The organism is Leisingera sp. ABM4_101 (assembly GCF_056158725.1).
In genome coordinates this window covers 40,161-61,959 of sequence record NZ_JBSWTV010000001.1, presented here as the reverse complement: position 1 = coordinate 61,959, position 21,799 = coordinate 40,161, and the positions used below count along the sequence as shown (strand labels likewise).

The following is a 21,799-nucleotide window of genomic DNA, read 5'->3' as shown; positions in this document are numbered from 1 at the left end:
ATGGGATTGCGCAGCTTCTTTGACAGGATCGAGCCCCATTTCGAGAAGGGCGGCAAGTACGAGAAGTACTTCCCCGTCTACGAGATGGTGGAGTCCTTCCTGTATACCCCGAAAACCGTCACCACCGTGGCGCCGCATGCCCGCTCATACGTGGATATGAAGCGGATCATGACCTATGTGGTGATTGCCACCATCCCCTGCATCCTGTGGGGCATGTGGAACACCGGCTACCAGGCGAACTCGGCGATTGCCGCACTTGGTGCCGATGCCGCCACCGGCTGGCGGATTGCCATCCTGAACACGCTGGGTGTGTCGCTGGATGCGGCCAACCCGCTGGCGAATATTGCCCATGGGTTCTTGTATTTCCTGCCGATCTACATCGTGACGCTGGTTGCGGGCGGTATTTTCGAGGTCATCTTTGCCACCGTGCGCGGCCATGAAGTCAACGAAGGCTTCCTGGTCACCTCGATGCTTTACACCCTGATCATGCCGGCCTCGACGCCGCTGTGGCAGGTGGCGCTTGGCATCATCTTTGGCGTGGTGATCGGCAAGGAAGTCTTTGGCGGCACCGGCAAGAACTTCCTGAACCCGGCGCTGACGGGCCGTGCGTTTCTGTATTTCGCCTATCCGGCAAACATGTCGGGCGATAGTGTCTGGACTCCGGTTGACGGCTTCTCCGGCGCAACAGCGCTGGGTGTTTCTGCTGCTGAGGGCGTGCAGGCGCTGGCGGCCAAGGGCATCGAATGGTCCGACGCCTTCTATGGCACCATTCAGGGCAGCTTTGGCGAGACCTCGACCCTGGCCTGTGCCATTGGCCTCGCGTTCCTCTTGGCGACCAAAATTGCCAACTGGCGCCTGATCGCGGGCTGCCTGGGCGGCATGATTGCTTTCTCGCTGCTCTTGAACGTCATTGGTTCCGATACCAACCCGATGTTTGCCATGCCGTGGTACTGGCATCTGGTGCTGGGCGGCTATGCCTTTGGCCTGGTGTTCATGGTGACCGAGCCGGTTTCCGCGTCGCACACCAACGTTGGCCGCTACATCTATGGCGCGCTGATCGGTGTGATGGTGGTGCTGATCCGGGTGCTGAACCCGGCCTTCCCCGAAGGCATGATGCTGGCCATCCTGTTCGGCAACGTCTTTGCACCGCTGATCGACTACTTTGTCGTGCAGGCAAACATCAAACGGAGGGCGCGCCGCCATGGCTGAGACCCAAAGCAAAGGCCTGATCGGCCGCTTCCTCGCCGCGTCTCCGGACTCGGTCGGCAAGACCCTGGTGATCGCGGTTGGCGTCTGCCTGCTGGCTTCGATGATCGTGTCCACCGCCGCCGTGTCCCTGCGCCCGGTGCAGGAGATCAACAAGAAGCTTGATAAGCAGCTGAACGTTCTGCAGGTGGCGGGTCTTTACCAGCCTGGCCAGGATGTGGCCGAAGCCTTCAAGGCGTTTGAGCCGCAGGTGCTGGACCTGCAGACCGGCCAGTTCACTGATCAGTTCGACGCCGCCAGCTTTGACGACCGCGCCGCCGCGCAGGACCCGGAGCTGAGCCGCGCGCTGGATGTGGATCCCGCGGGCATCGGCCGCCAGTCGCGCTACAAGACCGTTTACCTGCTGCGCGACGAAGCAGGCGCACTGGACAAGGTGATCCTGCCGATCCACGGCTATGGCCTGTGGTCGACCCTCTATGGCTTCATCGCGGTAGAGGAGAACGGCAACGACATCTTTGGCCTGCAGTTCTATCAGCACGGCGAAACCCCGGGCCTGGGCGCCGAGGTGGACAACCCGCGCTGGAAATCCCTGTGGAGCGGCAAGAAGCTGCATGATGACAGTGGCGAGCTGCAGATCAGCGTTGCCAAGGCACAAGGCCCCGCCGGACCCGACCACCATATTGACGCGCTGGCCGGTGCCACGCTGACCTCGGTGGGTGTCGATAACCTGGTGAAATTCTGGATGGGCGAAGAGGGCTACGCACCCTTCCTGGCCGCCCTTAAAGCGGGAGAGCTCTGATGGCGCAGACCAAGAAAGAAATGCTGGTCGACCCATTGGTCGACAACAACCCGATCACTCTGCAGGTTCTGGGCATCTGCTCGGCGCTGGCGGTGACCTCTTCGCTGCAAGTGGCCTTTGTGATGACCCTGGCGGTGACCTTTGTGACCGCGTTCTCGTCGATGTTCATCTCGATCCTGCGGAACCAGATCCCCAGCTCGATCCGGATCATCGTGCAGATGGTGATCATCGCCTCGCTGGTGATCCTGGTGGACCAGGTGCTGAAGGCCTACGCCTTTGAGATCTCAAAAACCCTGTCGGTCTTTGTGGGTCTGATCATCACCAACTGTATCGTGATGGGCCGCGCCGAAGCCTTTGCCATGAGCAACCCGCCGGTGGCCTCGTTCATCGACGGCATCGGCAACGGCCTGGGCTACGGCCTGATCCTGATGCTGGTGGGCGTGATCCGCGAGCTGTTCGGCTCCGGCTCCCTGTTCGGCATCACCATTCTGGAGACCGTGAACAACGGCGGCTGGTATGTCCCGAACGGCATGCTGCTGCTGCCGCCCTCGGCGTTCTTTGTCATCGGCCTGCTGATCTGGGCCTTCCGCACCTGGAAACCCCAGCAGGTGGAAGAGCGTGAATATAAAATCCAATCCGTGGAGGCGCACTGATGGAAGGGCTGATTTCACTCGCCGTCAAGGCCATCTTTGTCGAGAACCTGGCGCTCTCCTTCTTCCTGGGCATGTGTACTTTTATTGCGGTGTCCAAGAAGATCTCCACAGCACTTGGTCTGGGGATTTCGGTGATGCTGGTGCAGGCCATCACCGTGCCGACCAACAACCTGCTGCTGACCTACCTGCTGAAGCCGGGCGCGCTGGCCTGGGCGGGCTTCCCGGATGTGGATCTGACCTTCCTCGGCCTGATCTCCTATATCGGGGTGATCGCGGCGATGGTGCAGATCCTGGAGATGATCCTCGATAAGTATTTTCCGCCGCTTTACAACGCGCTGGGGGTCTTCCTGCCGCTGATCACGGTGAACTGCGCGATCCTGGGTGGCTCGCTGTTCATGGTGGAGCGCGATTACAACTTTGCGGAAGCAACGACTTACGGCCTCTCCTCCGGCTTTGGCTGGGCGCTGGCGATCACCGCGATGGCGGGCGTGCGCGAGAAGCTGAAGTATTCCGACGTGCCGGACGGGCTGCAGGGCCTGGGCATCACCTTTATCACCGCGGGTCTGATGGCGATGGCCTTCATGTCCTTCAGCGGCGTCAAACTGTAAGGGAGCGTTATCAAGTTATGGAAACTTTTTCGCTCGGCGTTGTCCTGTTCACGTTGATCGTGCTGGCGCTGGTGGCCATCATTCTGGCCGCCCGCTCCCGCCTGGTCTCGACCGGCAATGTCAATATCACCATCAACGGTGAAAAAACCATCTCGGTGCCTGCAGGCGGCAAGCTGCTGCAGACGCTGGCGGCCGAAAAACTGTTCGTCCCCTCCGCCTGCGGCGGCGGGGGCACCTGCGCCCAGTGCCGGGTGCGTGTGCATTCCGGCGGCGGCTCGATCCTGCCGACCGAGGAAAGCCACATCACCAAGCGTGAGGCGTCTTGCGGCGACCGGCTGTCCTGTCAGGTTGCGGTCAAGCAGGACATGGAAGTTGAAGTTCCCGAGGAAGTCTTCGGCGTCAAGAAATGGCGCTGCAAGGTGCGCTCGAACGACAACGTGGCGACCTTCATCAAGGCGCTGGTTCTGGAACTGCCGGAAGGCGAAGACGTGAACTTCCGCGCCGGCGGCTACATCCAGATCGAGGCGCCCGCGCACCAGCTGTCCTACACCGATTTCGACGTGCAGGAAGAGTACCGCGAGGACTGGGACCGCTTTAACCTGTGGCAGTATAAATCCGTCGTGGACGAGCCGGTTGAGCGCGCCTATTCGATGGCTAACTACCCGGATGAAAAGGGCATTATCATGCTCAACGTCCGTGTTGCCTCGCCGCCGCCGGGCTCCAGCGACATTCCGGCCGGTAAGATGTCGTCCTATATCTTCAACTTGAAGCCGGGTGATGAAGTCACCATTTCTGGCCCGTTCGGCGAGTTCTTTGCCCGCGACACCCAGAAGGAAATGGTCTTCATCGGCGGCGGTGCCGGCATGGCCCCGATGCGCAGCCACATCTTTGACCAGCTGAAGCGGCTGCAGAACCGCGACCGCAAGATCAGCTTCTGGTACGGTGCGCGTTCGAAGAAGGAGATGTTCTTTGTCGAGGACTTCGACCAGCTGGCCGAGGAGTTCGACAACTTCGACTGGCACGTGGCCCTGTCCGACGCGCAACCTGAGGACGACTGGAAAGGCTACACCGGCTTTATCCATAACGTGCTGTTCGAGGAATACCTCAAGAACCACCCGGCGCCGGAAGACTGCGAGTTCTACATGTGCGGCCCGCCGATCATGAACCAGTCGGTGATCAACATGCTGCTGGATTTGGGCGTGGATCGCGAGGACATCATGCTGGACGACTTCGGCGGCTGAGCCGGAGCGCAGAGCGGAATATCAAAAGCCCCGGATGGAAACATCCGGGGCTTTTTCTGTTCTCATGAGCGGGCCGGGGAGGGGGGTGCCATGCGTGCACCCCCTGTACACCCCCCGTGCACCGGCTGTGCAGCAATTACTCCGCTTTCAGCTCGCTGACGATATTGATGGTGATTGGCCCGGTGGAGAAGCCGCCGACGCCGAACGCCTGGTGGTCGATGGTGGTGGAGGCCTCAAACGCTGCCCAGTCGCCCTGGTAGTATTCGATCGCGCCGCCCAGCGGGTGCGGGCCGAGGTGGGTCATGGTGGTATCCAGCACCACGGACTGGGTGGTGCCGTGAATGGTCAGATCGCCGGTCACCTTGGCGGTCTTGTCGCCGGTCTTCTCGATCCCGGTGCTGACAAAGGTGATCTCAGGGTAGGTGGCGACCTCCAGGAAATCGGCGCTGGACAGGTGATCGTCCAGCGGCCCGAACCCGGTGGCGACGCTGTCCGTCTTGATGGTGACATTCAGGGTGGAGGCTTCGGGGTTTTCCGGATCCAGAACCAGCGTGCCCTGGGCGTCGGTGAACTCGCCGCTCTGCATTGAGACGCCGGCGTGGCTCCAGCTGAACTTGACTTCGGTATGGCCCTGGTCGGTCTTGTAGGTGGTGGCGGCAAAGGCGGCGGGGGCGGCCAGCAGCGCGGCGGCGGCGAGGGAGGCAATCCTGATCATCATGGCAGTCTTCCTGTCGGATGGGGTTGGGCCGGGAACGGCTCTTGTTACGTGAGGATGCGATTGATCCAGGATGGATGCTATGACATCTATTTCTGAGCATCCACTGGCAACGGCGGAACCGCTCTCTTGTTCACCAATTCGTGAAGACGTGATGACCCCCAGCCCACGCGAAACCGCAATCTGGATCCTGTTGAACCGCGCCCACCGGCAGACGCACCGCGACATGGAGGCCAAGCTGCGCGCGGCAGGCCTGCCGCCGTTGCGCTGGTACGACGTACTGTGGGGGATCGAAATGGCGGGCGAGGACGGCGTGCGGGCCTATGAGCTGACCCGCAACCTGCTGTTCGAGCAATCCAACCTGTCGCGCATTCTGGCGCAGATGGTGAAACAGGGTCTGGTGCGCGAAACCGTGTTCGAACGGGACCGCCGCGGCAAGCTGCTGCATCTGACAGAGGCCGGCGCGGCGCTGCGGCTGGAGATGTGGCAGATCTACGGTGCGGCGATCAAGCAGGCGATGGAACCGCTGGACAGCGCGGGGGATCTGGAGGTGTTTCTGGAGCGCTTGCAAAAGACCGGCGGCGGCCCGTTTCCGTGACCATCAGGCGCCGGGCTGAAGAGGCCATGCGCTGGTTTCCAGGGCAGAACTTACTGGCCCCTGGATCGCAGGCTGCCAGGCTAATCAGAGGCGAGCCAGACCTTCAGAACGGGACATGCTGGAAATAGAACGCGGCCTTTGCTGATTTTGGTCATTTTTCAACTAGCGGCCGATTTTCTAAATGAAGCTAATTTCAGGCGCGATGAGCTGGCTGATTTGGCCACCAGTGTTCACCGCACAATAGATAGGCCTGGGCGGGCGGGCGACGCCATCTACGCTGCGGCACACCCAGTTTCTTGCCTTCATGGATTTCAATGATTGCGACAACGCACGATCTGTTATCGCCGGCAGGTTTCGCTTGATGTCGCTGAAATGGCTTGGTGTGTGGAGCGATGTCAGAATCGGCAAAGTCCATGACCGGCGCAGCAAAGGTTGATCTTCTTCTGCCGAAACATCGTGGATCTTATGGGCAATGGCCGCCGCTGCAATCCCCAGCTGTGTAAGGCGGAATTCTGGACGCAGCGGATGGCCATACCCAGGATTTCGTTCAATCAATCCAATTTCAATCAGGTGATCCATGCTTTGCGCGAAGGCGGTTCTGCCTGCACCGGTCGCAGCCAATAGGGGCGCCTGCCGCCCGGCGACACCCGAATGCAGGCACGCGAGTATGGGCATCGCCCAAGCCTTTGATGTGATGTTGACAAACACTTTAATGTCCATAAAGTATAGTTAGTATATTTTAAGACATAAGGAAAGCCCATGTCACTCGTTGCAGTCGACCAAACCATCACCATCGCAATGTCGGTCAAGGATCGCCATGCGAGCGCAAAGTGGTACGAATCCATGTTGGGATTTGAGCTGCTCTACCATGCCGATGAAGCGGGCTGGTCCGAGCTTCGGACGAACACGCCCGGTGTTGCCATCGGCCTTGGCGAGCACACCAAGCCAGCACCCGGCAATTGCGTGCCAGTCTTTGGGATCGCTGATCTGGACACGGCCCGGCAAAAACTGGAGCAGGCCAAAGTCAAGTTTGATGGCGAGACGGATGTTGTCGAGGGCATGGTCAAAACCGCGACTTTCTACGATCTTGATGGCAATGCGCTGATGCTTGCACAGGATTTGACCGGTGGAATTGAATAACACGCGAATTTCTTGCGGCCACTGCGGCGTGTGTGCTGTTGGCAGACACGTCCTGAATTGCACCTTACGGCACTTCTTCAGGGCATTATGTTCAGCTGTAGCCGTCAGGTGTTATCACCATAGCGGCCGCCAGAAACCTTCGCGGCTTTGGCCTGAATGGGCCCAAAACGGAGTTTTGCTGCATCAGGCGTGAATGGCGGCAAGATGCAGCAAAACCTGCTGCCAGAGGTGATCCGCCCGAAGGCGGACCATGTGGTTTAGGCCTAGCCGACGATCATCTGCTTCATGCGCAGGGCTTCGTATTCCAGCTCCTTCAAGCGGAAATTCACCACGTCGCCGACGGTGATCATGCCCGCCAGCTTGCCGTCCTTCAGCACCGGCAGGTGGCGGAAGCGGCCCTCGTTCATCACTTTGGCCACGTCGATCAGCAGGTCGTCAGGCGCGCAGGTCTGCACCTCGCGGGTCATGATCTCTTCGACCAGCTGGGGCAGGGTGTGGCCGGGGGTGTCTGCCAGGCGGCGCACGATGTCGCGTTCCGACAGGATGCCCTGCAACGCGCCGTTCTGGTCGGTGACCACCAGCGCGCCGATGCGTTTCTCCTTCAAGGCCTCGACCGCGTGGCCGACCGTATCGTTGGGGCGGATCGCAAAGATCGCATCGCCCTTGGTGTCCAGCAGACTGGCGACAGTGGACTGGCCGTGCGACAAATTCAACTCGGGCGATTGGCTGTGGCTTTCCTGCCCGGCCTTGTCGCCCCGGGTGGGAGGCTGGTATGAGAACGGTGCCATGCGCGGGGTCTCCTCCTGTATCCTGCATCAGGTCATACCCCCATCTTAGCGGCGGATTATGATCCGGGAAGGGGCGAAATGACGCGAGCGCTAACAACAGCGGAAAAACAACATGTTCGAAAGCCTCTACCTGACCCCTGTAACCGGCGCGCTGACCGTGTTCCTGGTGGTGGTCTGCGGCCATCTGTACCGGCAGAACTGGAAGTCCGAGGCGCCGAACGCGCGGTTGCGGGCCTGGCTTTACGGGCTGCCTGCGGCGGTTGGCCTGCTGGCGCTGGCTTTTCTGCCGCTGAAGTTCTGAGGCTTGCCCCGGCGCTCCGTTTGACTCTGGCACAGGGCAGGGGCATAGCTGCGCCAGTTTTGCTGCCGGAGGTTGCCGAATGCCCAGCCTGATGCCCAGAAAGTTCCTGATTGCCCTGACCCTGCCCGCGGTGCTGGCCGTGTCCGGCTGCTGGTTTGGTTCTGAGCCGGAAGAGGTGCGGCTGACCGGTGAAACCATGGGCACCACTTACAGCGTGATTGCCATCGGCGATGAGCTGGACCAGGAGGCGCTGGGGGCCGCCGTGGAGGGCACCTTGGCCGCGGTCAATGCCAAGATGTCGAACTGGGATCCAGCCTCGGAGGTTTCCACCTTCTCGGCTGAACGCAGCACTGCGCCGGTGCGGGTGTCGCCGGAATTTGCCCATGTGCTGGCGGCGGCGGGGGATGTGCACGCCAAGACCGGCGGCAAGTTCGATGTGACCCTTGGCCCGCTGATTGAGCTGTGGGGCTTTGGCCCGCGCAAGCCGGAGGACCCGGTGCCCTCTGACGCCGCCATTGCCAAGGCGCTGGAAGGCGTCGGGCAGGCGCGGCTGCTGGTGCTGGATGCCGAGGCGGGCACCCTGAAAAAATCCGCGCCGGAGACCGGCATCAACCTGTCGGCCATCGCCAAGGGCTATGGCGTGGATGCGGTGGCGGAGGCGCTGCAGGGGTTTGGAGTCGAGCATTACATGGTGGAGATCGGCGGCGATCTGGTGACCAAGGGTGAAAACGCCAAAGGCGAGGCCTGGCGCATCGGTATCGAAAAACCGGATGCGGCGGCGCAGACGGTGCAGCTGATCGTGCCGGTGAGCAATCACGGGCTGGCGACCTCGGGCGATTACCGCAATTACTTCGAGCATGAGGGCAAGCGTTATTCCCACATCCTCGACCCGGTTGCGGGGCGGCCGGTGACCCATGCCACCACCTCAGTCACGGTGATTGCGGAAAACGCGATGCTGGCGGATGCCTGGGCCACCGCAATGCTGGTTTTGGGCCGCAAAGAAGGGCTGAAGCTTGCGGAGGAGCATAAACTTGCCGTGTTTTTCATTGATCGGGACGTGCAAGCCGGGCCGGATGCCTATATGACAGCGGCAAGCAGTGCCTTTGAGGCGCTGACCGCAAACTGACGCCGCGTATTGAGCGGGACCGCGAGGGACTAAACATGAGCACCTTTCTTCTGGCCTTCATCCTCTTGCTGATCGTCACCCTGGGCATGTCGCTGGGGGTCATTTTGATGGGCAAGAAGATCAAGGGCAGCTGTGGCGGCCTGAATGCGATTTCGGGGGCCGACAAATGCGTGGTCTGCTCCAAGGACATCGACCCCGACAGCCCGCTGCGCGACAAGCTGCAGTGCAAGCGCGCCCGCAAGATGGTCGAGCAGATGGAGCGCGAAGCGCAGGCCTGACCGCTGTTCGCGGGCTGAAATCCGGCGCGGATTTCAGCCATGAAAAAACGCATCCTTTTCCTGCCTCCGGCGGCCGGGGCTGTATGCGGCTGCCGGAACTCTCTATTCTGATGCGGCGGCGGCTGCAGCGCTTGCCGGGGTCTGGTCCGGCGCCCAGCCCTTGCCCAGCGAGATCTGCAGGTTCGCCCAGGCCAGCGCCAGATCCCGGCGGGCGGAGATCAGGTTCAGCTCATTGCTGCGCAGGGCCTCTTCGGTGTTCAGCAGATCGAACAGGGTAATTTCATTCGCCTTGAACGTTTCCCGGGCCAGATCCGCAACCTTGGTGCCCAGGTTGACAGCCCGGACCTGGGCTGCGGTACGCTGGCGTGCCGCACGCAGGGCGCTTTGCTGGGACTGAACTTCTTCCACCGCACTGCGCACGGCAGAGCGGTAGTCGTATTCTGTGGCCTTGGCTTCTGCGATTGCCTGTTCATGGAAGGCGCGCAGGACGGGGCGGTTGAACAAGGGAAGGTTCACGGCGGGGCCGATCTGGTACAGATCCGGCACGCCGCGGGTTGCCTGCACGGTTCCGGTGATTTCCAGCGAGGGATAAAGCTCTGCTTCGGTGACCCCGATATCGGCTGTTGCACTGCGCATCTGCGCTTCGGCCAGCAGAACATCCGGGCGGTTGCGCAGCAGGGCCGCCGGCACGCCGAGTTCGGGCTGGGTCGCGGGGTAGGGCTGGCTGTAGCTGCCCTGCATCAGCGAAAAGACTTCGGAGGCGTCGCGGTCCAGCAGCGTGGCCAATGCAAAAACAGAGGTTTCGTAGCTGGCCAGGAATTCCGGCAGGTCGGCCTTGGCGCTGGCGACCTGCAGCTTGGTGCGCTCCACATCAAGCGCGAGAACAGCCCGGGCCGCCTGCAGATCTTCCACGGTTCGCAGGATTTGTTCCCGCAGGCGTATGGTGTTGCGGGTGACAGCGGCACCGCGCTGGAAGAAACGGGCCTGAATATAGGTGCGGGTGATCGCGTCGATGACGGCGAGCCGGCTGGTGGCGAGCTGATAGAACTGCGCGTCCCGGTCGGCGACGGCGCGTTCCGAGCGGCGCTGGAACTCGCCGAACAGGTCGAACACATAGGTGGCGCCGATTTCGGCGGTGTCGGTGCTGGTGGAGCCGTTCTGCGATTCGCGGCGCGAGAAGATTGAACTGCCTTCCAGATCACCGCTGACCTGCTGCGGGCGGCCGCTGCCGCGGCGCAGCGCCTCGGCTGCCCTCAGCCGTTCGCGGGCTGCCTTGAGGCTGAGGTTCTGGGCCAGCCCGGCGTCGACAAGCCGGTTCAGGGTGGCGTCGTTCAGCCCCTGCCACCAGGCCTCTGTTGCGCCCTGCACCGTTGCATAGTTGCGGGACTGGTAATAGGCGGGCGGCACCGCGAAATCAGGGCGGTGATAGTCCACACCGACAACGGTGCAGCTGCACAGGAATGTCCCGGCCAGCAGCACGGAACGGGCTGTCCAATTAGATCTGCTCATGTCTTGCCTCTCGGCGCCCGGTTATTCTGCGTGCCGGGCTTTGGGAGGAGCGTAGACGACTGCGGGCAGCCGGGCGACCCTATTCCTGACGTATTTGCGGCCTTCGCCTGGCACTGATGCGCGCAACCCACAGGCTGGCGGTTTCGCAATTTGCCTGCAACCTGCCGCTTTTGACGCATCTTGGCGGTTGCAAGACGGTCATGCTGCGGCGTCAGAACGGGCGCCGGGCAAGGACATAAGGAGTTCGGCGGCGCCATGCACCACGCTTGACCGGGGGATTGCCGCGGTCCACTGTTTCCAGCACCGAAGCCGGAGCAGGGGGCCGGGGAAACGTCCTTGAAGGTCACTGCGAAACGAGCAACGAAATCACCAGCCAAACAGAGAGAAGCCCCTGATGGATCTGCAGAAATTCTATATCGGCGGCGCCTGGGTGACGCCTCACTCCAGCCGCGAATTCCCGGTTCTGAACCCGGCAACTGAAGCACAGACGGGCACCATTATTCTTGGTGACGAAACGGATGTGAACAATGCGGTGGCAGCGGCCAAGACCGCGTTCGAGAGCTTCTCGCAGACCTCGCGGGAGGAACGGATTGCGCTGCTGGAGAAGCTGCTGGAGATCAGCAATGCGCGGCGCGAAGAGCTGGCGCAGGCGATGAGCGCCGAGATGGGTGCGCCGATTTCCATGGCGCGCGACGCCCAGGCCGATTCGGGTATTGGCCATCTGGAGGGGATTCTGGAGGCGCTGAAGGCGCAGGAATTGCGCGAGACGCTGCCCAATGGCGATATCCTGGTGCGCGAGCCGATCGGGGTTTGCGGGCTGATCACGCCGTGGAACTGGCCGGTGAACCAGATTGCGCTGAAGGTGCTGCCGGCGCTGGCGACCGGTTCGACTTGCGTGCTGAAGCCATCGGAGCACACGCCGGTGTCTGCCGCCGTTTATGCGCAGATGATCCATGACGCGGGCTATCCGGCGGGCGTGTTCAACCTGATCCATGGCGACGGGCCGACGGTAGGAGCGGGTCTGTCGTGCCATCCTGATGTGGACATGATGTCCTTTACCGGTTCGACACGGGCGGGCATCGCGGTGTCCAAGGACGCTGCCGACACCGTGAAGCGGGTGACGCTGGAGCTGGGCGGCAAGTCGCCGAACCTGGTGTTTGCCGATGCCGATCTGGAGGAGAAGGTCACCGCCTCGGTGCTGGAGTGCATGTATAACACCGGCCAGAGCTGCGATGCGCCGACCCGGATGCTGGTGGAGCGCAGCTGTTATGACCAGGTGCTGGAGATTGCCAGAGCCGCGGCGGAGGGCCAGGCGGTGGGCGACCCGGGCCAGGAAGGCGATCACATCGGCCCGATGTTTGACCGTATCCAGTTCGACCGGGTGCAGAGCATGATCCAGAAAGGGATCGACGAAGGCGCCAGGGTTCTGGCCGGCGGGCTGGGCCGGCCAGAGGGGCTGGACAAGGGCTGGTATGTGCGCCCGACCGTCTTTGCCGATGTGACCAACGATATGGCGATTGCCCAGCAGGAGATCTTTGGCCCGGTCTTGGTGATCATCGCGTTCGAGGATGAGGAAGACGCCATCCGCATCGCCAATGACACGCCTTATGGCCTGGCGGCCTATCTGCAGACCGGCGATCCGGAGCGGGCAGAGCGGGTGGCCGCCCGCCTGCGCGCCGGTGCGGTGCATATCAATGGCGGCGGCTTCAACTATGGCTCGCCCTTTGGCGGCTACAAGCAGTCCGGCAACGGGCGCGAGGGCGGCATGCTGGGGCTGGAGGATTACCAGGAAGTGAAAACCCTGCATTTCGGATAGGAAACAAAGGTTTCCGGCCGGGTGTGCTGCCTGGCCGGGGGCCTTGGCGGAGTCGCAGGGCGCCGCATTGATGCCGTTATCAGGCAGTTTTCATGTCGCTATCCGCAAAGCTGCCCCGCCGGCGGCGCCGCAGGATGCGGGCATGAAACACGCATTCATTCCCAAACGCATGGACCGCCGCGCCACAGGGTGCAACCTGGTCACTGTCTGAGACTGCCGCCCGTTTGCGGGCTTTTGGCAGATCCTCAATGACAGACTTTGGAATGATAGATGACAGCATCAACAGCGCTGCGCCTTGCCATTGATATTGGCGGCACCTTTACCGACACCGTGCTGGTGGCCGGGGAAGACAGAATTCTGGCCTCGACCAAGACCCTGACCACGCATCAGAACCCGGCAGACGGCGCGATGGAAGGCGCGGCGCGGGTGATGGCGCAATCGGGGCGCAGCTTGGGCGAGGTGACGGGATTTATCCATGGCACCACCCTGGCCACCAACGCGCTGATCGAGCGGCGCGGAGCGACGGTGGCGACGGTGACGACCGAGGGGTTCCGGGACATTCTGGAAATCGCCTACGAGCGGCGCTATTCGCAGTATGACATCAATCTGGAAAAGCCCGACCTCCTGGTGCCGCGCGAGCGCTCGCTGACCATCCGCGAGCGGATGTCGGCCGAGGGCGATGTGCTGATCGGCATGGAGGACAGCGCGGTTGAGGCGCTGATTGCGGAGCTGGATGCCTGCGGCGCCGATGCGGTGGCAATCTGCCTGATGCATTCTTATGCCAACCCGGATCATGAGCGCTGGCTGCGCGACACCTTGGCGGCGCGGCGTCCGGGCCTGACGGTGTCGATCTCCTCGGAAGTCAGCCCCGAGGCGCGGGAGTTTGACCGGCTGTGCACCACGGTGGCGAACGCCTATATCCAGCCGCTGATGGAGACCTATCTGGCCCGCTTTGCCGAGCGGTTTGCGGCGGAAGGCGTGACCTGCCCGATCCTGATGATGACCGCGGGCGGCGGCATGTGCACGATCCAGACCGCGGCACGGTTTCCGATCCGGCTGGTGGAGTCGGGCCCTGCCGGCGGTGCCATCCTTGCTGCGCGTATCGCGGCGCGGGCCGGGCTGGACGAGGTGCTGTCCTTTGACGTTGGCGGCACCACCGCCAAGCTGTGCCTGATCGACAATGCCCGCCCGCAGACCTCGCGCCAGTTCGAAATCGCCCGCGCGGCGCGGTTCATAAAGGGCTCTGGTATGCCGGTGCGCATACCGGTGATCGAGATGATTGAGATCGGTGCCGGCGGCGGTTCCATCGCCGGGGTGGACCGGCTGGGGCGGCTGACCGTGGGGCCGAAGTCGGCAGGGTCCGAGCCTGGGCCGGTGGCGTTCGGGCGCGGCGGCACCGAGCCGACGGTGACCGACAGCGACATCACGCTGGGCTACATCGTGCCGGATACCTTTGCCGAGGGGCATATCAAGATTGATCCGGAGGCCTCCAAGGAAGCGCTGAGCCGGGTGATCGGCACGCGGCTGGATCTGGATGGCGTTGGCGCGGCGGATGGTGTCAGCCGCATCGTGGATGAGAGCATGGCCAGCGCCGGGCGGATGCATGCGGTGGAATCGGGCAAGGACCTTGGCCCGCGCACGATGATCGCCTTTGGCGGCAACGGCCCGCTGCATGCCAGCCGGGTGGCGCGCTCCGCCGGGGTGTCCCGCATCGTGATCCCGCCGAACCCGGGGGTTGGCTCCGCTGTTGGCTTCCTGTTTGCGCCGGTGTCGTTCGAGATTGTGCGTTCGCGCTATTCGCTGCTGGAAACCATGGATATGGGGCAAATCAACAGCCTGTTCGCCCAGATGATCGACGAGGCGAAATCGGTTGTGGCGCAGGGCGCGGGCGATGCTGCGACAGAGGTCCAGCGCACCGCCTTCATGCGCTATAACGGGCAGGGGCATGAGATTGAGATCACCCTGCCGGACCGCGATCTGACGGCTGAGGATCTGGGGCCGCTGACTGCGGCGTTTGAAACCGAATACGCCAAGCAGTTCTCGCGCCCGGTGCCAGGCATGAAGATCGAGATCCTGAACTGGGCAGTGCGGGTGGCAACGCCGGATGCGGCCACCACTGCGGTGCCGGAGACGCCGGAGCTGAAGACCATTGCCCCCGCTGCGCACCGTCCGATCACCTGCGACGTGGACGGCACCGCCAAACAGGCAGCTTTTGTGCCGCGCGACAGTTTGAACCCCGGCGACCGTGTCTGCGGCCCGGCGCTGATCACTGAGCCGCAAACCACCACGCTGGTGTCGGCGGATTTCTCTGCCCATGTGGATGCAATTGGGAACCTTGTCCTGATCCAAGACCAAAAAGGAGACGCATGATGGCTGCCGATCTTTCACAGACCCATTCGCCGGCCCTTTCGCCGGCCCGCCTGCAAGTCATGTGGAACCGCCTGCTGGCGGTGGTCGAGGAGCAGGGGCAGACCCTGATCCGTGCCGCGTTCAGCCCCATCGTGCGCGAATGCGGAGATATTTCCGCCGGCATTTTCGACGTGCAGGGCCGGATGCTGGCCCAGGCCGTCACCGGCACGCCCGGCCATATCAACACCATGGCCGAAGCCGTGATGCACCTGGGCGAACGCTTCCCGGTGCAGACCATGAAGCCCGGCGACATCTATATGACCAACGATCCCTGGCTGGCTTCGGGGCATCTGAACGACTTCCTCTTGATGATGCCTGCGTTCAAGGACGGCAAGGTGGTGGGCTTTACCTCCTGCACATCGCATCTGGTGGATCTGGGCGGCTTGGGCATGGGGCCGGAAGGTTCCGACATCTATGACGAGGGCCTGCTGATCCCGCCCTGCAAGCTGGTCGAGGAGGGCGAGCCTAATGCGCTGCTGATGGATATCATCCGCGCCAACAGCCGCGAACCGATTGCCAATGAGGGCGACATCTATGCGCTGATTGCCTGCTGCGAGGCAGGGGTAACGCGTCTGGTCGACATGATGGAGGAGTTCCGCATCGGTGATCTGGACGCTTTGGGCGCCTATATCATCGAGACCTCCCGCCGCGGCACGCTGGAAGCCATCGCCGAGGTGCCTGAGGGTGTCTACAAAAACGTCCTCAAGATGGACGGCTATGAGAATGAGCTGGAGCTGCACGCCACGCTGACTGTCACCAAGGACGGTATGCATGTGGATTTCACCGGCACCTCGGGCTGTTCCAGGAAGGGCATCAATGTGCCGCTGAACTATGCCACTGCTTACACGGTGTTTGCGCTGCGCTGCATCGTGGGGCCGGATATTCCGAACAATGCCGGGTCCTTGGAGCTGTTCACGGTGGACGGCCCCAAGGGCTGCATCCTGAACGCGCAGCGCCCGGTGCCGGTGGCGATGCGCCACACGCTGGGGCAGGTGACGCCGGATCTGGTGCTCGGCTGCCTGCATCAGGCGCTGCCGGATCAGGTTCCCGCGGAAGGGGCGTCTTGCATGTTCGATCTGCCGATGCGCCACGCGCCGGAGGTGGCCCGCGACGGTGGCCGAGAATTTGCCATCGAGCCGGTCCACAACGGCGGCACCGGCGCGCGGCCCCATGCGGATGGCTTGTCGGCAACGGCTTACCCGTCCGGCGTCTACGGCTCGCAAGTTGAGATCACTGAGGCGGTGGCCCCGGTTGTCATGTGGCGGCGCGAGCTGCGGCCCGATAGCGGCGGGGCTGGAAAATACCGTGGCGGCCTTGGCCAGCGGATCGAGATGACGGCCTCCAACGATGCGCCCTTCATCGTGTTCCTGTCGGTGGAGCGTCTGAAGTTCCCGGCGCTTGGCCGCATGGGGGGGCAGCCCGGCGCGCCGGGCCGCATCCGCTTCCGGGACGGCGAACAGGACATCCCCGGCAAGGGCGAATTGCGGGTGGAGGCAGGCGACTACCTGATCTTTGAAACCCCAGGCGGCGGCGGTTTCGGCGATCCAGCGGAACGCGATCCGGACGCCCTGGCGCTGGACCTGAAACGCGGGCTGGTGACGCAAGAGGGCGCAAGCGCCTATGGAGGTGCAAAATGATCCGCGCGGTTCCCCATGTTGCCGCCATGGCGCCTTATGCGCTGGCGGATCTCGGCGGCGAGGGGGTCATTTCCCTCGCCCAGAACGAAAGCGCCTTTGCCGCCAGTCCTGCCGCGATTGCGGCGGGCAAGGCAGTGCTGGAGCAGATGCCGCTCTACCCCGACCCGGAGTGGCCTGACCTGCGGGCAGCGGTGGCGGAGGTGCACGGGCTGGACCCGGCCAAGGTGCTGTGCGGCGCCGGCTCGATGGAGCTGATCGGCTGCCTGATCCGGGCCTTTGCCGGTCCGGGCGACCGGGTTCTGGGGACGGACTATGGCTATGCCTTTGTGTCCTCGGCCTCGGCCCAGGTGCAGGCGGATTACGTGAAGGCGCGGGAGCGGGATCTGACGGTGTCGGTGGATGATGTCCTGGCGGCGGTGACGCCTGAGACCCGTATTGTCTTTGTCTGCAATCCGGGCAACCCGACGGGGACGCTGATCCCCAACGCCGAAATCCTGCGCCTGCGTGAAAGCCTGCCTGGGGATGTGCTGCTGGTGGTGGATCAGGCCTATGCCGAGTTCGCCGATGCGCAAAACGATCCGGGCGAAATCTTTGCTCTGGCAGAGCGCGGCGATACCGTGGTGATGCGCACGCTCTCCAAGGCCTATGGGCTGGCGGGCGCGCGGGCCGGCTGGGGCTATTTCCCGCCTCAGATTGCCGGCGAAGTGCGTAAGCTATTGAACCCCAACAATATCTCGATCCCGTCGCAGGCGATGGCGGCGGCTGCGATGCGGGATCAGGCGCATATGCAGGACGTGGTGGCGAAAACCGCCGCCATCCGCGACAGCTTTGCCGAGGGCTGCCGGGCGCTGGGGCTGGAGGTGCCGCAGAGCCATACCAACTTTGTGCTGATGCGTTTTGCCTCGGCGGAGCAGGCGCAAGCGGCTGACACCGCGCTGCGGGCGGAAAAACTGCTGATGCGCGGCATGGGCGGCTATGGCCTGGGTGACTGCCTGCGCGCCACCATCTGCAGCCAGCAGATCATGGACCGCGCCCTGGAAGTGCTGAAAGGAGTGCTGAATTGACCCCGGGGTTCAACTACGAGACCCGTACCCGCGCCAAAATCGGCGTGCTGGTGCCTTTCACCAACACCAACCTGGAACCGGACATGATGCTGATGCGGTGCCCGGATACAACGGTGCATTTCCAGCGCATGGGCGGTTACGATGTGGACGAGATCCCCGGCTCCGACCAGATGGCCGGGCTGGGGGCGTCCGACATAAGCCATGACCTCAGGATGATCTCTGGCGTGCGGCCTGATGTGGTGCTTTACGGCTGCACCTCCGCGACGCTGACCCATGGGCCGGGGTTCGACGAGCAGCTGGCACGGGACATCAAGGCGGGCTCCGGCGCGCTCACTTTCACTGCTGCCGGCGCGCTGGTTGCCGCGGTCAAGGCCCTGGGCGCAACCAAGGTGGGCTTTTCCTCGCCCTATCTGGGGGAGATCAACGAACAGGCGATGGATTTCCTGGCACAGAACCAGATTGCAACAGTGAAATGCGCCGATGTGGGCCGCGAGCTGGGCAACTATGGCCAGGGCGAGCTGACTCCGGATGAGGTCTTTGACCTGGCCTGCCAGGCAGACCACCCGGAGGCGCAGGCCATTGTGCTCAGCTGCACCGACATGCGCTCGGTCGAAGCGGTTGACCGGATCGAGGCGGCGCTTGGCAAGCCGGTGGTGACCTCCAATCAGGCGATGATGTTTGCCGTTATGCGGGCGCTTGACCTGCCCCGGCAAGGCAATGTGCCGGGCCGGCTGTTCGATCTTCTGTAAATCCTCCAATGAGAAACCCGGCACCTGAATGGGCGCCGGGTTCTGCTTCTTTCTGGTCTGAAATACCCCGGGGAGCGCGAGGGGCTGGCCCCTCGCTCCTGCCCGCTCAAGGTTCGTCCGAGCCGATTTCTTCTTTGCGCTTGGCCACATAGGCCTCTAGCTCTTCCTTTACGCCTGGGTCCATGGCCGGTTCCTCGTAATCCTGCAGCGCTTGCTGCCAGAGGCCGGTGGCCCGCTGCAGCGCATCCTTGGCGCCTGCCGCTTCCCAGTTCTCGTAGTTCTGCCAATCCGACAGCATCGGCCGGTAAAACGCTGTTTCGTACCGCGCCATCGTGTGTTCGGCGCCAAAGAAATGGCCGCCGGTGGGCACCGATTGGATCGCGTCAAAGCCCAGCTCATCCTCGTCGAACTTCATCGGCTTCAGAAACTCGATCATGTTCTGGATGATCTCCACATCCATGATGAATTTCTCATATGACGCGGTCAGCCCGCCCTCCAGCCAGCCGGCCGCGTGGTACACGATATTGGCGCCGCCCAGTACCGCGCCCCAGCTCGCCATCATGGTCTCATAAGCCGCCTGCAAGTCGACCGCGTTAGAGGCATTGGCGTTGGAGGTCCGGTAAGGGATGCCGTAACGCCGCGCCAGCTGGCCGCCGGCGATGTTGGCCTTGGCGTTCTCGGGCGTGCCGAAGGCCGGCGCGCCGGAGCGCATGTCGACGTTGGAGGTAAACGAGCCGTACATCACCGGCGTGCCGGGGTTGACCAGCTGGGTCAGCACCACGCCAAACAGCGCCTCGGCATTCTGTTGCGCCAGGGCGGCGGGCAAGGTCACCGGGGTCATCGCCCCCATCAGGGTGAACGGCGTGACCGAGACCGGCTGGCCGTGCTCGGCCATGGCTATCAGCCCGTCACCCATCGCATCATCGAACAGCCGCGGCGAGTTGACCGAGATGATGGTGATCACGCCCGGATCGCCGTTCATCTCCTCCGGCGTCTGGCCGCGGGTGATGGCCATCATGTTGATGCCGTCAATCGCCCGGCCGCGGCCGATGGCGGTGCAGTGGAAGGACAGGTCCGAATAGGTCAGGTTCGCCAGATAGGTGTCCAGATGGCGGTTGTTGGCGGGCAGCTCCAGCGGTGCGGTCACCTGGTTGCCGATCAGGTGGATGGCGTTGAAGTGATGCGCCAGCTTGATGAAGTTCTGATAGTCGGTGAGGTTGCCCTGGCGGCGGCCATTGATGCAGTCGTGCACGTTGGGCGGGCCTGCCACCAGGCCGAAGTTCACGTTGTTGCCGCCCATGGTGATCTGCTTGGCCCGGTTGCGCGCGGTCAGGGTGAAGGTGCGCGGCACCGTCTTCAGCGCTTCCATCACGAGGCTTTCATCCATGCGGATGGTCTTGGTGTCCCGGTCGACGATGGCGCCCGCACCTTCGAAGATGTCCATGACATTGTCGCCCATCACCCTTATGCCGGCCTCTGACAGGATCCGCATTGAGGTGGCGTGCAGCTGGTCCATCTGGTCGGGGTTCAGCAGCTCATACGCCGGGTAGGTGTTTTTCACCTGGGTCCAAGGCAGCTGTTCGATGCTGCCGCCGGAACGGGTGGATTTTCCGCGGCGTCCGCCGCTGCGCCGTTCACGTGCCATGGGTTCAGTATCCCCTTTCAGGATTGACGATATTGCTCAGCGCTTCGCCCTTGCGGTAGCGCATCAGGTTTTGTGAGAACATCTCCACCGATTTCAGGTCCCAGCCCTGGTAGACCGAGGAGCAATGCGGCGTGATGATGACGTTTTCATAGGCCCAGAGGGGGTGTTCCGCGGGCAGCGGCTCGACGGTGAAGACATCCAGCGCCGCACCGCGGATGCGGTTTGCGCCGAGGGCTGCCAGCAGGGCGTCCTCGTCGATCACGCCGCCGCGGGAGACGTCGATGATTACTGCGGTGTTTTTCATTGCGGCGAAGGCCTCCGCACCGACGATGCCGCGGGTGCTGTCCAGGAGCGGCACGCAGGTGACGATGAAGTCAGCGCGGATCCAGAGGCCGGGCAGGGCGTCCATACCGTGGACCTCATCCACGTTGGGGGTGTCCTTGGGCCGGGCGCGGACGCCGATGGTGCTGAGGCCCAGGGCCTTGGAGCGTGCCGCCATGGCCTCGCCGGTCTTGCCGAGGCCGATGATCAGCACGGTTTTGCCGTCGATGGGTTCGACCTGCGCCGAGAGCCATTCACGCCGGGTTTGCGCGGTGCGGAAGGCGGGCAGGCCGAGGGTGAAATGGAACATCGCCCCCAGCGCATATTGCGCCATCATATCGGCGGCGACGCCGGCCGAGTTGGTGACAGTGAGCGCCGCCGGGTCCCAGGGGTTCATGTGGTCGGTGCCGGAGCCGCCGACCGAGACCCATTTCACGGTTTCCGCGTTGAGCAGAGCCTTGCGCGGGAAGGCGGGGGTGCCGTTGAAACGCACGGAATAGACCACCTCGGCACTGGTCTCGGCGACCATGGCGGGCAGGCCCTCGTAGCTGTCGCAGGTGTGGATCTGCAGGTCCGGGTGGCCCTTGGCCAGCACCGCACGCGCCGGGGCGGGATTGTCAGTGTGCAGGATGACAACAGGGGATTTCATTATGCGGTCTCCCTTTCAAACTCGCCCGCTGCGGTGGCCACAGTATTGGCAAAGAAGGCGGTAGCGGCGATGTCGAACAAAACCGAGAAGCCGGGGCCGCCCCGGTCGTCGCGCCAAGTGATCGCCTCGACATAGCCGACGCGGGTCTGGGCGATCTCACCTTGGGCAAAGGCGCCTTCGGCAAGGTTTACCGGGCAGATCTTGGCCATTAGGTCGAACAGGCGCGGGCCGGACAGATGCATCATCGCCCAGGTTTCCTCACGCCAGGAATAATAGCCCTTTGGCGCTTCGGCGGCATCCCAGCGGGCGCGCAGGTCCTCTGGGTGGTTCAGAACCACCGCCTCCTCGCGGCCCAGGCGCAGTACGCCGCCTGATATGCGGTTCACCCCGGGCACCTCAAAGCCCTGCGCCTGCAGGAAGCTGACGCTGCCGCGGCCCTTGAGGCCAAAACGGGGCGTGCGGCTGTCGTCGCGCAAGCTGACGGGGCCGGTGATCAGGGGGGTGCCCTCGGCAGCGCCTTGCGGGTCCAGCGGATAGAGGCGCATGG

Annotated in this window: 22 protein-coding genes; 15 read left to right on the top strand and 7 right to left on the bottom strand. The window is 63.1% G+C overall.

All coding sequences use genetic code 11. From position 1 onward, the window contains the following. The 5 genes from ACXAEK_RS00275 to nqrF are packed head-to-tail and all read left to right on the top strand — an operon-like array spanning position 1 to position 4,507. The gene (locus tag ACXAEK_RS00275) at positions 1-1,209 is read left to right on the top strand and encodes an NADH:ubiquinone reductase (Na(+)-transporting) subunit B (protein WP_475039035.1); all 1,209 of its coding nucleotides are present in this window, start codon (positions 1-3) and stop codon (positions 1,207-1,209) included. After that, positions 1,202-2,005 carry a Na(+)-translocating NADH-quinone reductase subunit C gene (locus ACXAEK_RS00270; RefSeq protein ID WP_475039034.1) on the top strand — a complete coding sequence of 268 codons (804 nt, stop codon included), beginning with the start codon at positions 1,202-1,204 and terminating at the stop codon, positions 2,003-2,005. The genes ACXAEK_RS00275 and ACXAEK_RS00270 overlap by 8 nt, the downstream gene beginning before the upstream one ends. Beyond that, positions 2,005-2,658: an NADH:ubiquinone reductase (Na(+)-transporting) subunit D gene (locus ACXAEK_RS00265; RefSeq protein WP_039132586.1), complete on the top strand. Its 654-nt coding sequence runs from the start codon at positions 2,005-2,007 to the stop codon at positions 2,656-2,658. Before ACXAEK_RS00270 ends, ACXAEK_RS00265 begins: the two co-directional genes overlap by 1 nt. Next, positions 2,658-3,266, top strand: coding sequence for an NADH:ubiquinone reductase (Na(+)-transporting) subunit E (gene nqrE, locus ACXAEK_RS00260; protein ID WP_019296950.1), 609 nt, complete (start codon positions 2,658-2,660; stop codon positions 3,264-3,266). The genes ACXAEK_RS00265 and nqrE overlap by 1 nt, the downstream gene beginning before the upstream one ends. A 17-nt stretch (positions 3,267-3,283) precedes the next feature. Further along, positions 3,284-4,507, top strand: coding sequence for an NADH:ubiquinone reductase (Na(+)-transporting) subunit F (gene nqrF / locus ACXAEK_RS00255; protein WP_475039033.1), 1,224 nt, complete (start codon positions 3,284-3,286; stop codon positions 4,505-4,507). A 136-nt stretch (positions 4,508-4,643) separates the two neighbouring features. Here the strand turns inward: nqrF and ACXAEK_RS00250 are convergent, their stop codons facing one another. Beyond that, a complete protein-coding gene (locus ACXAEK_RS00250) occupies positions 4,644-5,225 on the bottom strand; it encodes a YceI family protein (RefSeq protein ID WP_475039031.1) in 582 nt (193 codons plus the stop codon). 151 nt (positions 5,226-5,376) lie between these two features. Here ACXAEK_RS00250 and ACXAEK_RS00245 point away from each other — a divergent pair, with 151 nt between their 5' ends. Then, complete coding sequence (locus ACXAEK_RS00245; RefSeq protein WP_475039030.1) at positions 5,377-5,820, top strand: MarR family winged helix-turn-helix transcriptional regulator; 444 nt, start codon at positions 5,377-5,379, stop codon at positions 5,818-5,820. A gap of 177 nt (positions 5,821-5,997) precedes the next feature. On the opposite strand, the gene ACXAEK_RS00240 is transcribed toward ACXAEK_RS00245, so the two are convergent. Next, complete coding sequence (locus ACXAEK_RS00240; protein WP_475039028.1) at positions 5,998-6,540, bottom strand: winged helix-turn-helix transcriptional regulator; 543 nt, start codon at positions 6,538-6,540, stop codon at positions 5,998-6,000. Positions 6,541-6,579: 39 nt separating this feature from the next. Between ACXAEK_RS00240 and ACXAEK_RS00235 the strand changes: the two genes are divergently transcribed. Continuing rightward, complete coding sequence (locus tag ACXAEK_RS00235; RefSeq protein WP_475039026.1) at positions 6,580-6,960, top strand: VOC family protein; 381 nt, start codon at positions 6,580-6,582, stop codon at positions 6,958-6,960. A gap of 263 nt (positions 6,961-7,223) precedes the next feature. Here the strand turns inward: ACXAEK_RS00235 and ACXAEK_RS00230 are convergent, their stop codons facing one another. Beyond that, the gene (locus tag ACXAEK_RS00230; protein WP_475039024.1) at positions 7,224-7,748 is read right to left on the bottom strand and encodes a CBS domain-containing protein; all 525 of its coding nucleotides are present in this window, start codon (positions 7,746-7,748) and stop codon (positions 7,224-7,226) included. 112 nt (positions 7,749-7,860) lie between these two features. Between ACXAEK_RS00230 and ACXAEK_RS00225 the strand changes: the two genes are divergently transcribed. From ACXAEK_RS00225 to nqrM, 3 genes are all read left to right on the top strand, one after another. Beyond that, complete coding sequence (locus ACXAEK_RS00225; protein ID WP_475039023.1) at positions 7,861-8,049, top strand: hypothetical protein; 189 nt, start codon at positions 7,861-7,863, stop codon at positions 8,047-8,049. 79 nt (positions 8,050-8,128) lie between these two features. Continuing rightward, on the top strand, positions 8,129-9,175 hold the full coding sequence (locus ACXAEK_RS00220; RefSeq protein ID WP_475039022.1) for an FAD:protein FMN transferase: 1,047 nt from the start codon (positions 8,129-8,131) through the stop codon (positions 9,173-9,175). Between the two features lie 35 nt (positions 9,176-9,210). Continuing rightward, the gene (gene nqrM / locus ACXAEK_RS00215) at positions 9,211-9,453 is read left to right on the top strand and encodes a (Na+)-NQR maturation NqrM (RefSeq protein ID WP_222482227.1); all 243 of its coding nucleotides are present in this window, start codon (positions 9,211-9,213) and stop codon (positions 9,451-9,453) included. Positions 9,454-9,555: 102 nt separating this feature from the next. Here the strand turns inward: nqrM and ACXAEK_RS00210 are convergent, their stop codons facing one another. Next, positions 9,556-10,962: an efflux transporter outer membrane subunit gene (locus tag ACXAEK_RS00210; RefSeq protein WP_475039019.1), complete on the bottom strand. Its 1,407-nt coding sequence runs from the start codon at positions 10,960-10,962 to the stop codon at positions 9,556-9,558. Between the two features lie 394 nt (positions 10,963-11,356). Between ACXAEK_RS00210 and ACXAEK_RS00205 the strand changes: the two genes are divergently transcribed. The 5 genes from ACXAEK_RS00205 (at position 11,357) to ACXAEK_RS00185 (ending at position 18,637) form a co-directional block, all read left to right on the top strand. Next, positions 11,357-12,778 carry an aldehyde dehydrogenase family protein gene (locus ACXAEK_RS00205; protein ID WP_475039018.1) on the top strand — a complete coding sequence of 474 codons (1,422 nt, stop codon included), beginning with the start codon at positions 11,357-11,359 and terminating at the stop codon, positions 12,776-12,778. A 270-nt stretch (positions 12,779-13,048) separates the two neighbouring features. Further along, positions 13,049-15,148 carry a hydantoinase/oxoprolinase family protein gene (locus ACXAEK_RS00200; RefSeq protein ID WP_475039017.1) on the top strand — a complete coding sequence of 700 codons (2,100 nt, stop codon included), beginning with the start codon at positions 13,049-13,051 and terminating at the stop codon, positions 15,146-15,148. Further along, positions 15,148-16,824, top strand: a complete 1,677-nt coding sequence (locus ACXAEK_RS00195; protein ID WP_475039016.1) for a hydantoinase B/oxoprolinase family protein — start codon at positions 15,148-15,150, stop codon at positions 16,822-16,824. The genes ACXAEK_RS00200 and ACXAEK_RS00195 overlap by 1 nt, the downstream gene beginning before the upstream one ends. Then, on the top strand, positions 16,821-17,888 hold the full coding sequence (locus ACXAEK_RS00190) for a pyridoxal phosphate-dependent aminotransferase (RefSeq protein WP_475039014.1): 1,068 nt from the start codon (positions 16,821-16,823) through the stop codon (positions 17,886-17,888). The genes ACXAEK_RS00195 and ACXAEK_RS00190 overlap by 4 nt, the downstream gene beginning before the upstream one ends. Then, positions 17,885-18,637 (top strand): maleate cis-trans isomerase family protein, encoded by a 753-nt coding sequence (locus tag ACXAEK_RS00185; RefSeq protein ID WP_475039012.1) that lies wholly within the window; start codon positions 17,885-17,887, stop codon positions 18,635-18,637. Before ACXAEK_RS00190 ends, ACXAEK_RS00185 begins: the two co-directional genes overlap by 4 nt. A 106-nt stretch (positions 18,638-18,743) precedes the next feature. Here the strand turns inward: ACXAEK_RS00185 and ACXAEK_RS00180 are convergent, their stop codons facing one another. Genes ACXAEK_RS00180 through ACXAEK_RS00170 form a run of 3 tightly spaced genes read right to left on the bottom strand, consistent with a single transcriptional unit; the run spans position 18,744 to position 21,797 of the window. Further along, positions 18,744-20,282, bottom strand: coding sequence for a trimethylamine methyltransferase family protein (locus tag ACXAEK_RS00180; protein ID WP_475039010.1), 1,539 nt, complete (start codon positions 20,280-20,282; stop codon positions 18,744-18,746). A gap of 4 nt (positions 20,283-20,286) precedes the next feature. Then, complete coding sequence (locus tag ACXAEK_RS00175; RefSeq protein WP_475039009.1) at positions 20,287-21,252, bottom strand: D-2-hydroxyacid dehydrogenase; 966 nt, start codon at positions 21,250-21,252, stop codon at positions 20,287-20,289. Then, positions 21,252-21,797, bottom strand: coding sequence for a hypothetical protein (locus tag ACXAEK_RS00170; RefSeq protein WP_475039007.1), 546 nt, complete (start codon positions 21,795-21,797; stop codon positions 21,252-21,254). Before ACXAEK_RS00170 ends, ACXAEK_RS00175 begins: the two co-directional genes overlap by 1 nt. Between the last annotated feature and the right edge of the window lie 2 nt (positions 21,798-21,799).

Excerpts from the sequence above, each read along its gene's own strand:
- nqrM (WP_222482227.1), top strand. The coding sequence starts at position 9,211 with ATGAGCACCTTTCTTCTGGCCTTCATCCTCTTGCTGATCGTCACCCTG.
- nqrE (WP_019296950.1), top strand. The coding sequence starts at position 2,658 with ATGGAAGGGCTGATTTCACTCGCCGTCAAGGCCATCTTTGTCGAGAAC.
- ACXAEK_RS00175 (WP_475039009.1), bottom strand. The coding sequence starts at position 21,252 with ATGAAATCCCCTGTTGTCATCCTGCACACTGACAATCCCGCCCCGGCG.
- ACXAEK_RS00195 (WP_475039016.1), top strand. The coding sequence starts at position 15,148 with ATGGCTGCCGATCTTTCACAGACCCATTCGCCGGCCCTTTCGCCGGCC.
- ACXAEK_RS00230 (WP_475039024.1), bottom strand. The coding sequence starts at position 7,748 with ATGGCACCGTTCTCATACCAGCCTCCCACCCGGGGCGACAAGGCCGGG.
- ACXAEK_RS00190 (WP_475039014.1), top strand. The coding sequence starts at position 16,821 with ATGATCCGCGCGGTTCCCCATGTTGCCGCCATGGCGCCTTATGCGCTG.
- ACXAEK_RS00270 (WP_475039034.1), top strand. The coding sequence starts at position 1,202 with ATGGCTGAGACCCAAAGCAAAGGCCTGATCGGCCGCTTCCTCGCCGCG.
- ACXAEK_RS00225 (WP_475039023.1), top strand. The coding sequence starts at position 7,861 with ATGTTCGAAAGCCTCTACCTGACCCCTGTAACCGGCGCGCTGACCGTG.
- ACXAEK_RS00240 (WP_475039028.1), bottom strand. The coding sequence starts at position 6,540 with ATGGACATTAAAGTGTTTGTCAACATCACATCAAAGGCTTGGGCGATG.
- ACXAEK_RS00200 (WP_475039017.1), top strand. The coding sequence starts at position 13,049 with ATGACAGCATCAACAGCGCTGCGCCTTGCCATTGATATTGGCGGCACC.
- ACXAEK_RS00210 (WP_475039019.1), bottom strand. The coding sequence starts at position 10,962 with ATGAGCAGATCTAATTGGACAGCCCGTTCCGTGCTGCTGGCCGGGACA.
- ACXAEK_RS00170 (WP_475039007.1), bottom strand. The coding sequence starts at position 21,797 with ATGCGCCTCTATCCGCTGGACCCGCAAGGCGCTGCCGAGGGCACCCCC.
- ACXAEK_RS00205 (WP_475039018.1), top strand. The coding sequence starts at position 11,357 with ATGGATCTGCAGAAATTCTATATCGGCGGCGCCTGGGTGACGCCTCAC.
- ACXAEK_RS00180 (WP_475039010.1), bottom strand. The coding sequence starts at position 20,282 with ATGGCACGTGAACGGCGCAGCGGCGGACGCCGCGGAAAATCCACCCGT.
- ACXAEK_RS00250 (WP_475039031.1), bottom strand. The coding sequence starts at position 5,225 with ATGATGATCAGGATTGCCTCCCTCGCCGCCGCCGCGCTGCTGGCCGCC.
- ACXAEK_RS00235 (WP_475039026.1), top strand. The coding sequence starts at position 6,580 with ATGTCACTCGTTGCAGTCGACCAAACCATCACCATCGCAATGTCGGTC.
- ACXAEK_RS00245 (WP_475039030.1), top strand. The coding sequence starts at position 5,377 with ATGACCCCCAGCCCACGCGAAACCGCAATCTGGATCCTGTTGAACCGC.
- ACXAEK_RS00220 (WP_475039022.1), top strand. The coding sequence starts at position 8,129 with ATGCCCAGCCTGATGCCCAGAAAGTTCCTGATTGCCCTGACCCTGCCC.
- nqrF (WP_475039033.1), top strand. The coding sequence starts at position 3,284 with ATGGAAACTTTTTCGCTCGGCGTTGTCCTGTTCACGTTGATCGTGCTG.
- ACXAEK_RS00275 (WP_475039035.1), top strand. The coding sequence starts at position 1 with ATGGGATTGCGCAGCTTCTTTGACAGGATCGAGCCCCATTTCGAGAAG.
- ACXAEK_RS00265 (WP_039132586.1), top strand. The coding sequence starts at position 2,005 with ATGGCGCAGACCAAGAAAGAAATGCTGGTCGACCCATTGGTCGACAAC.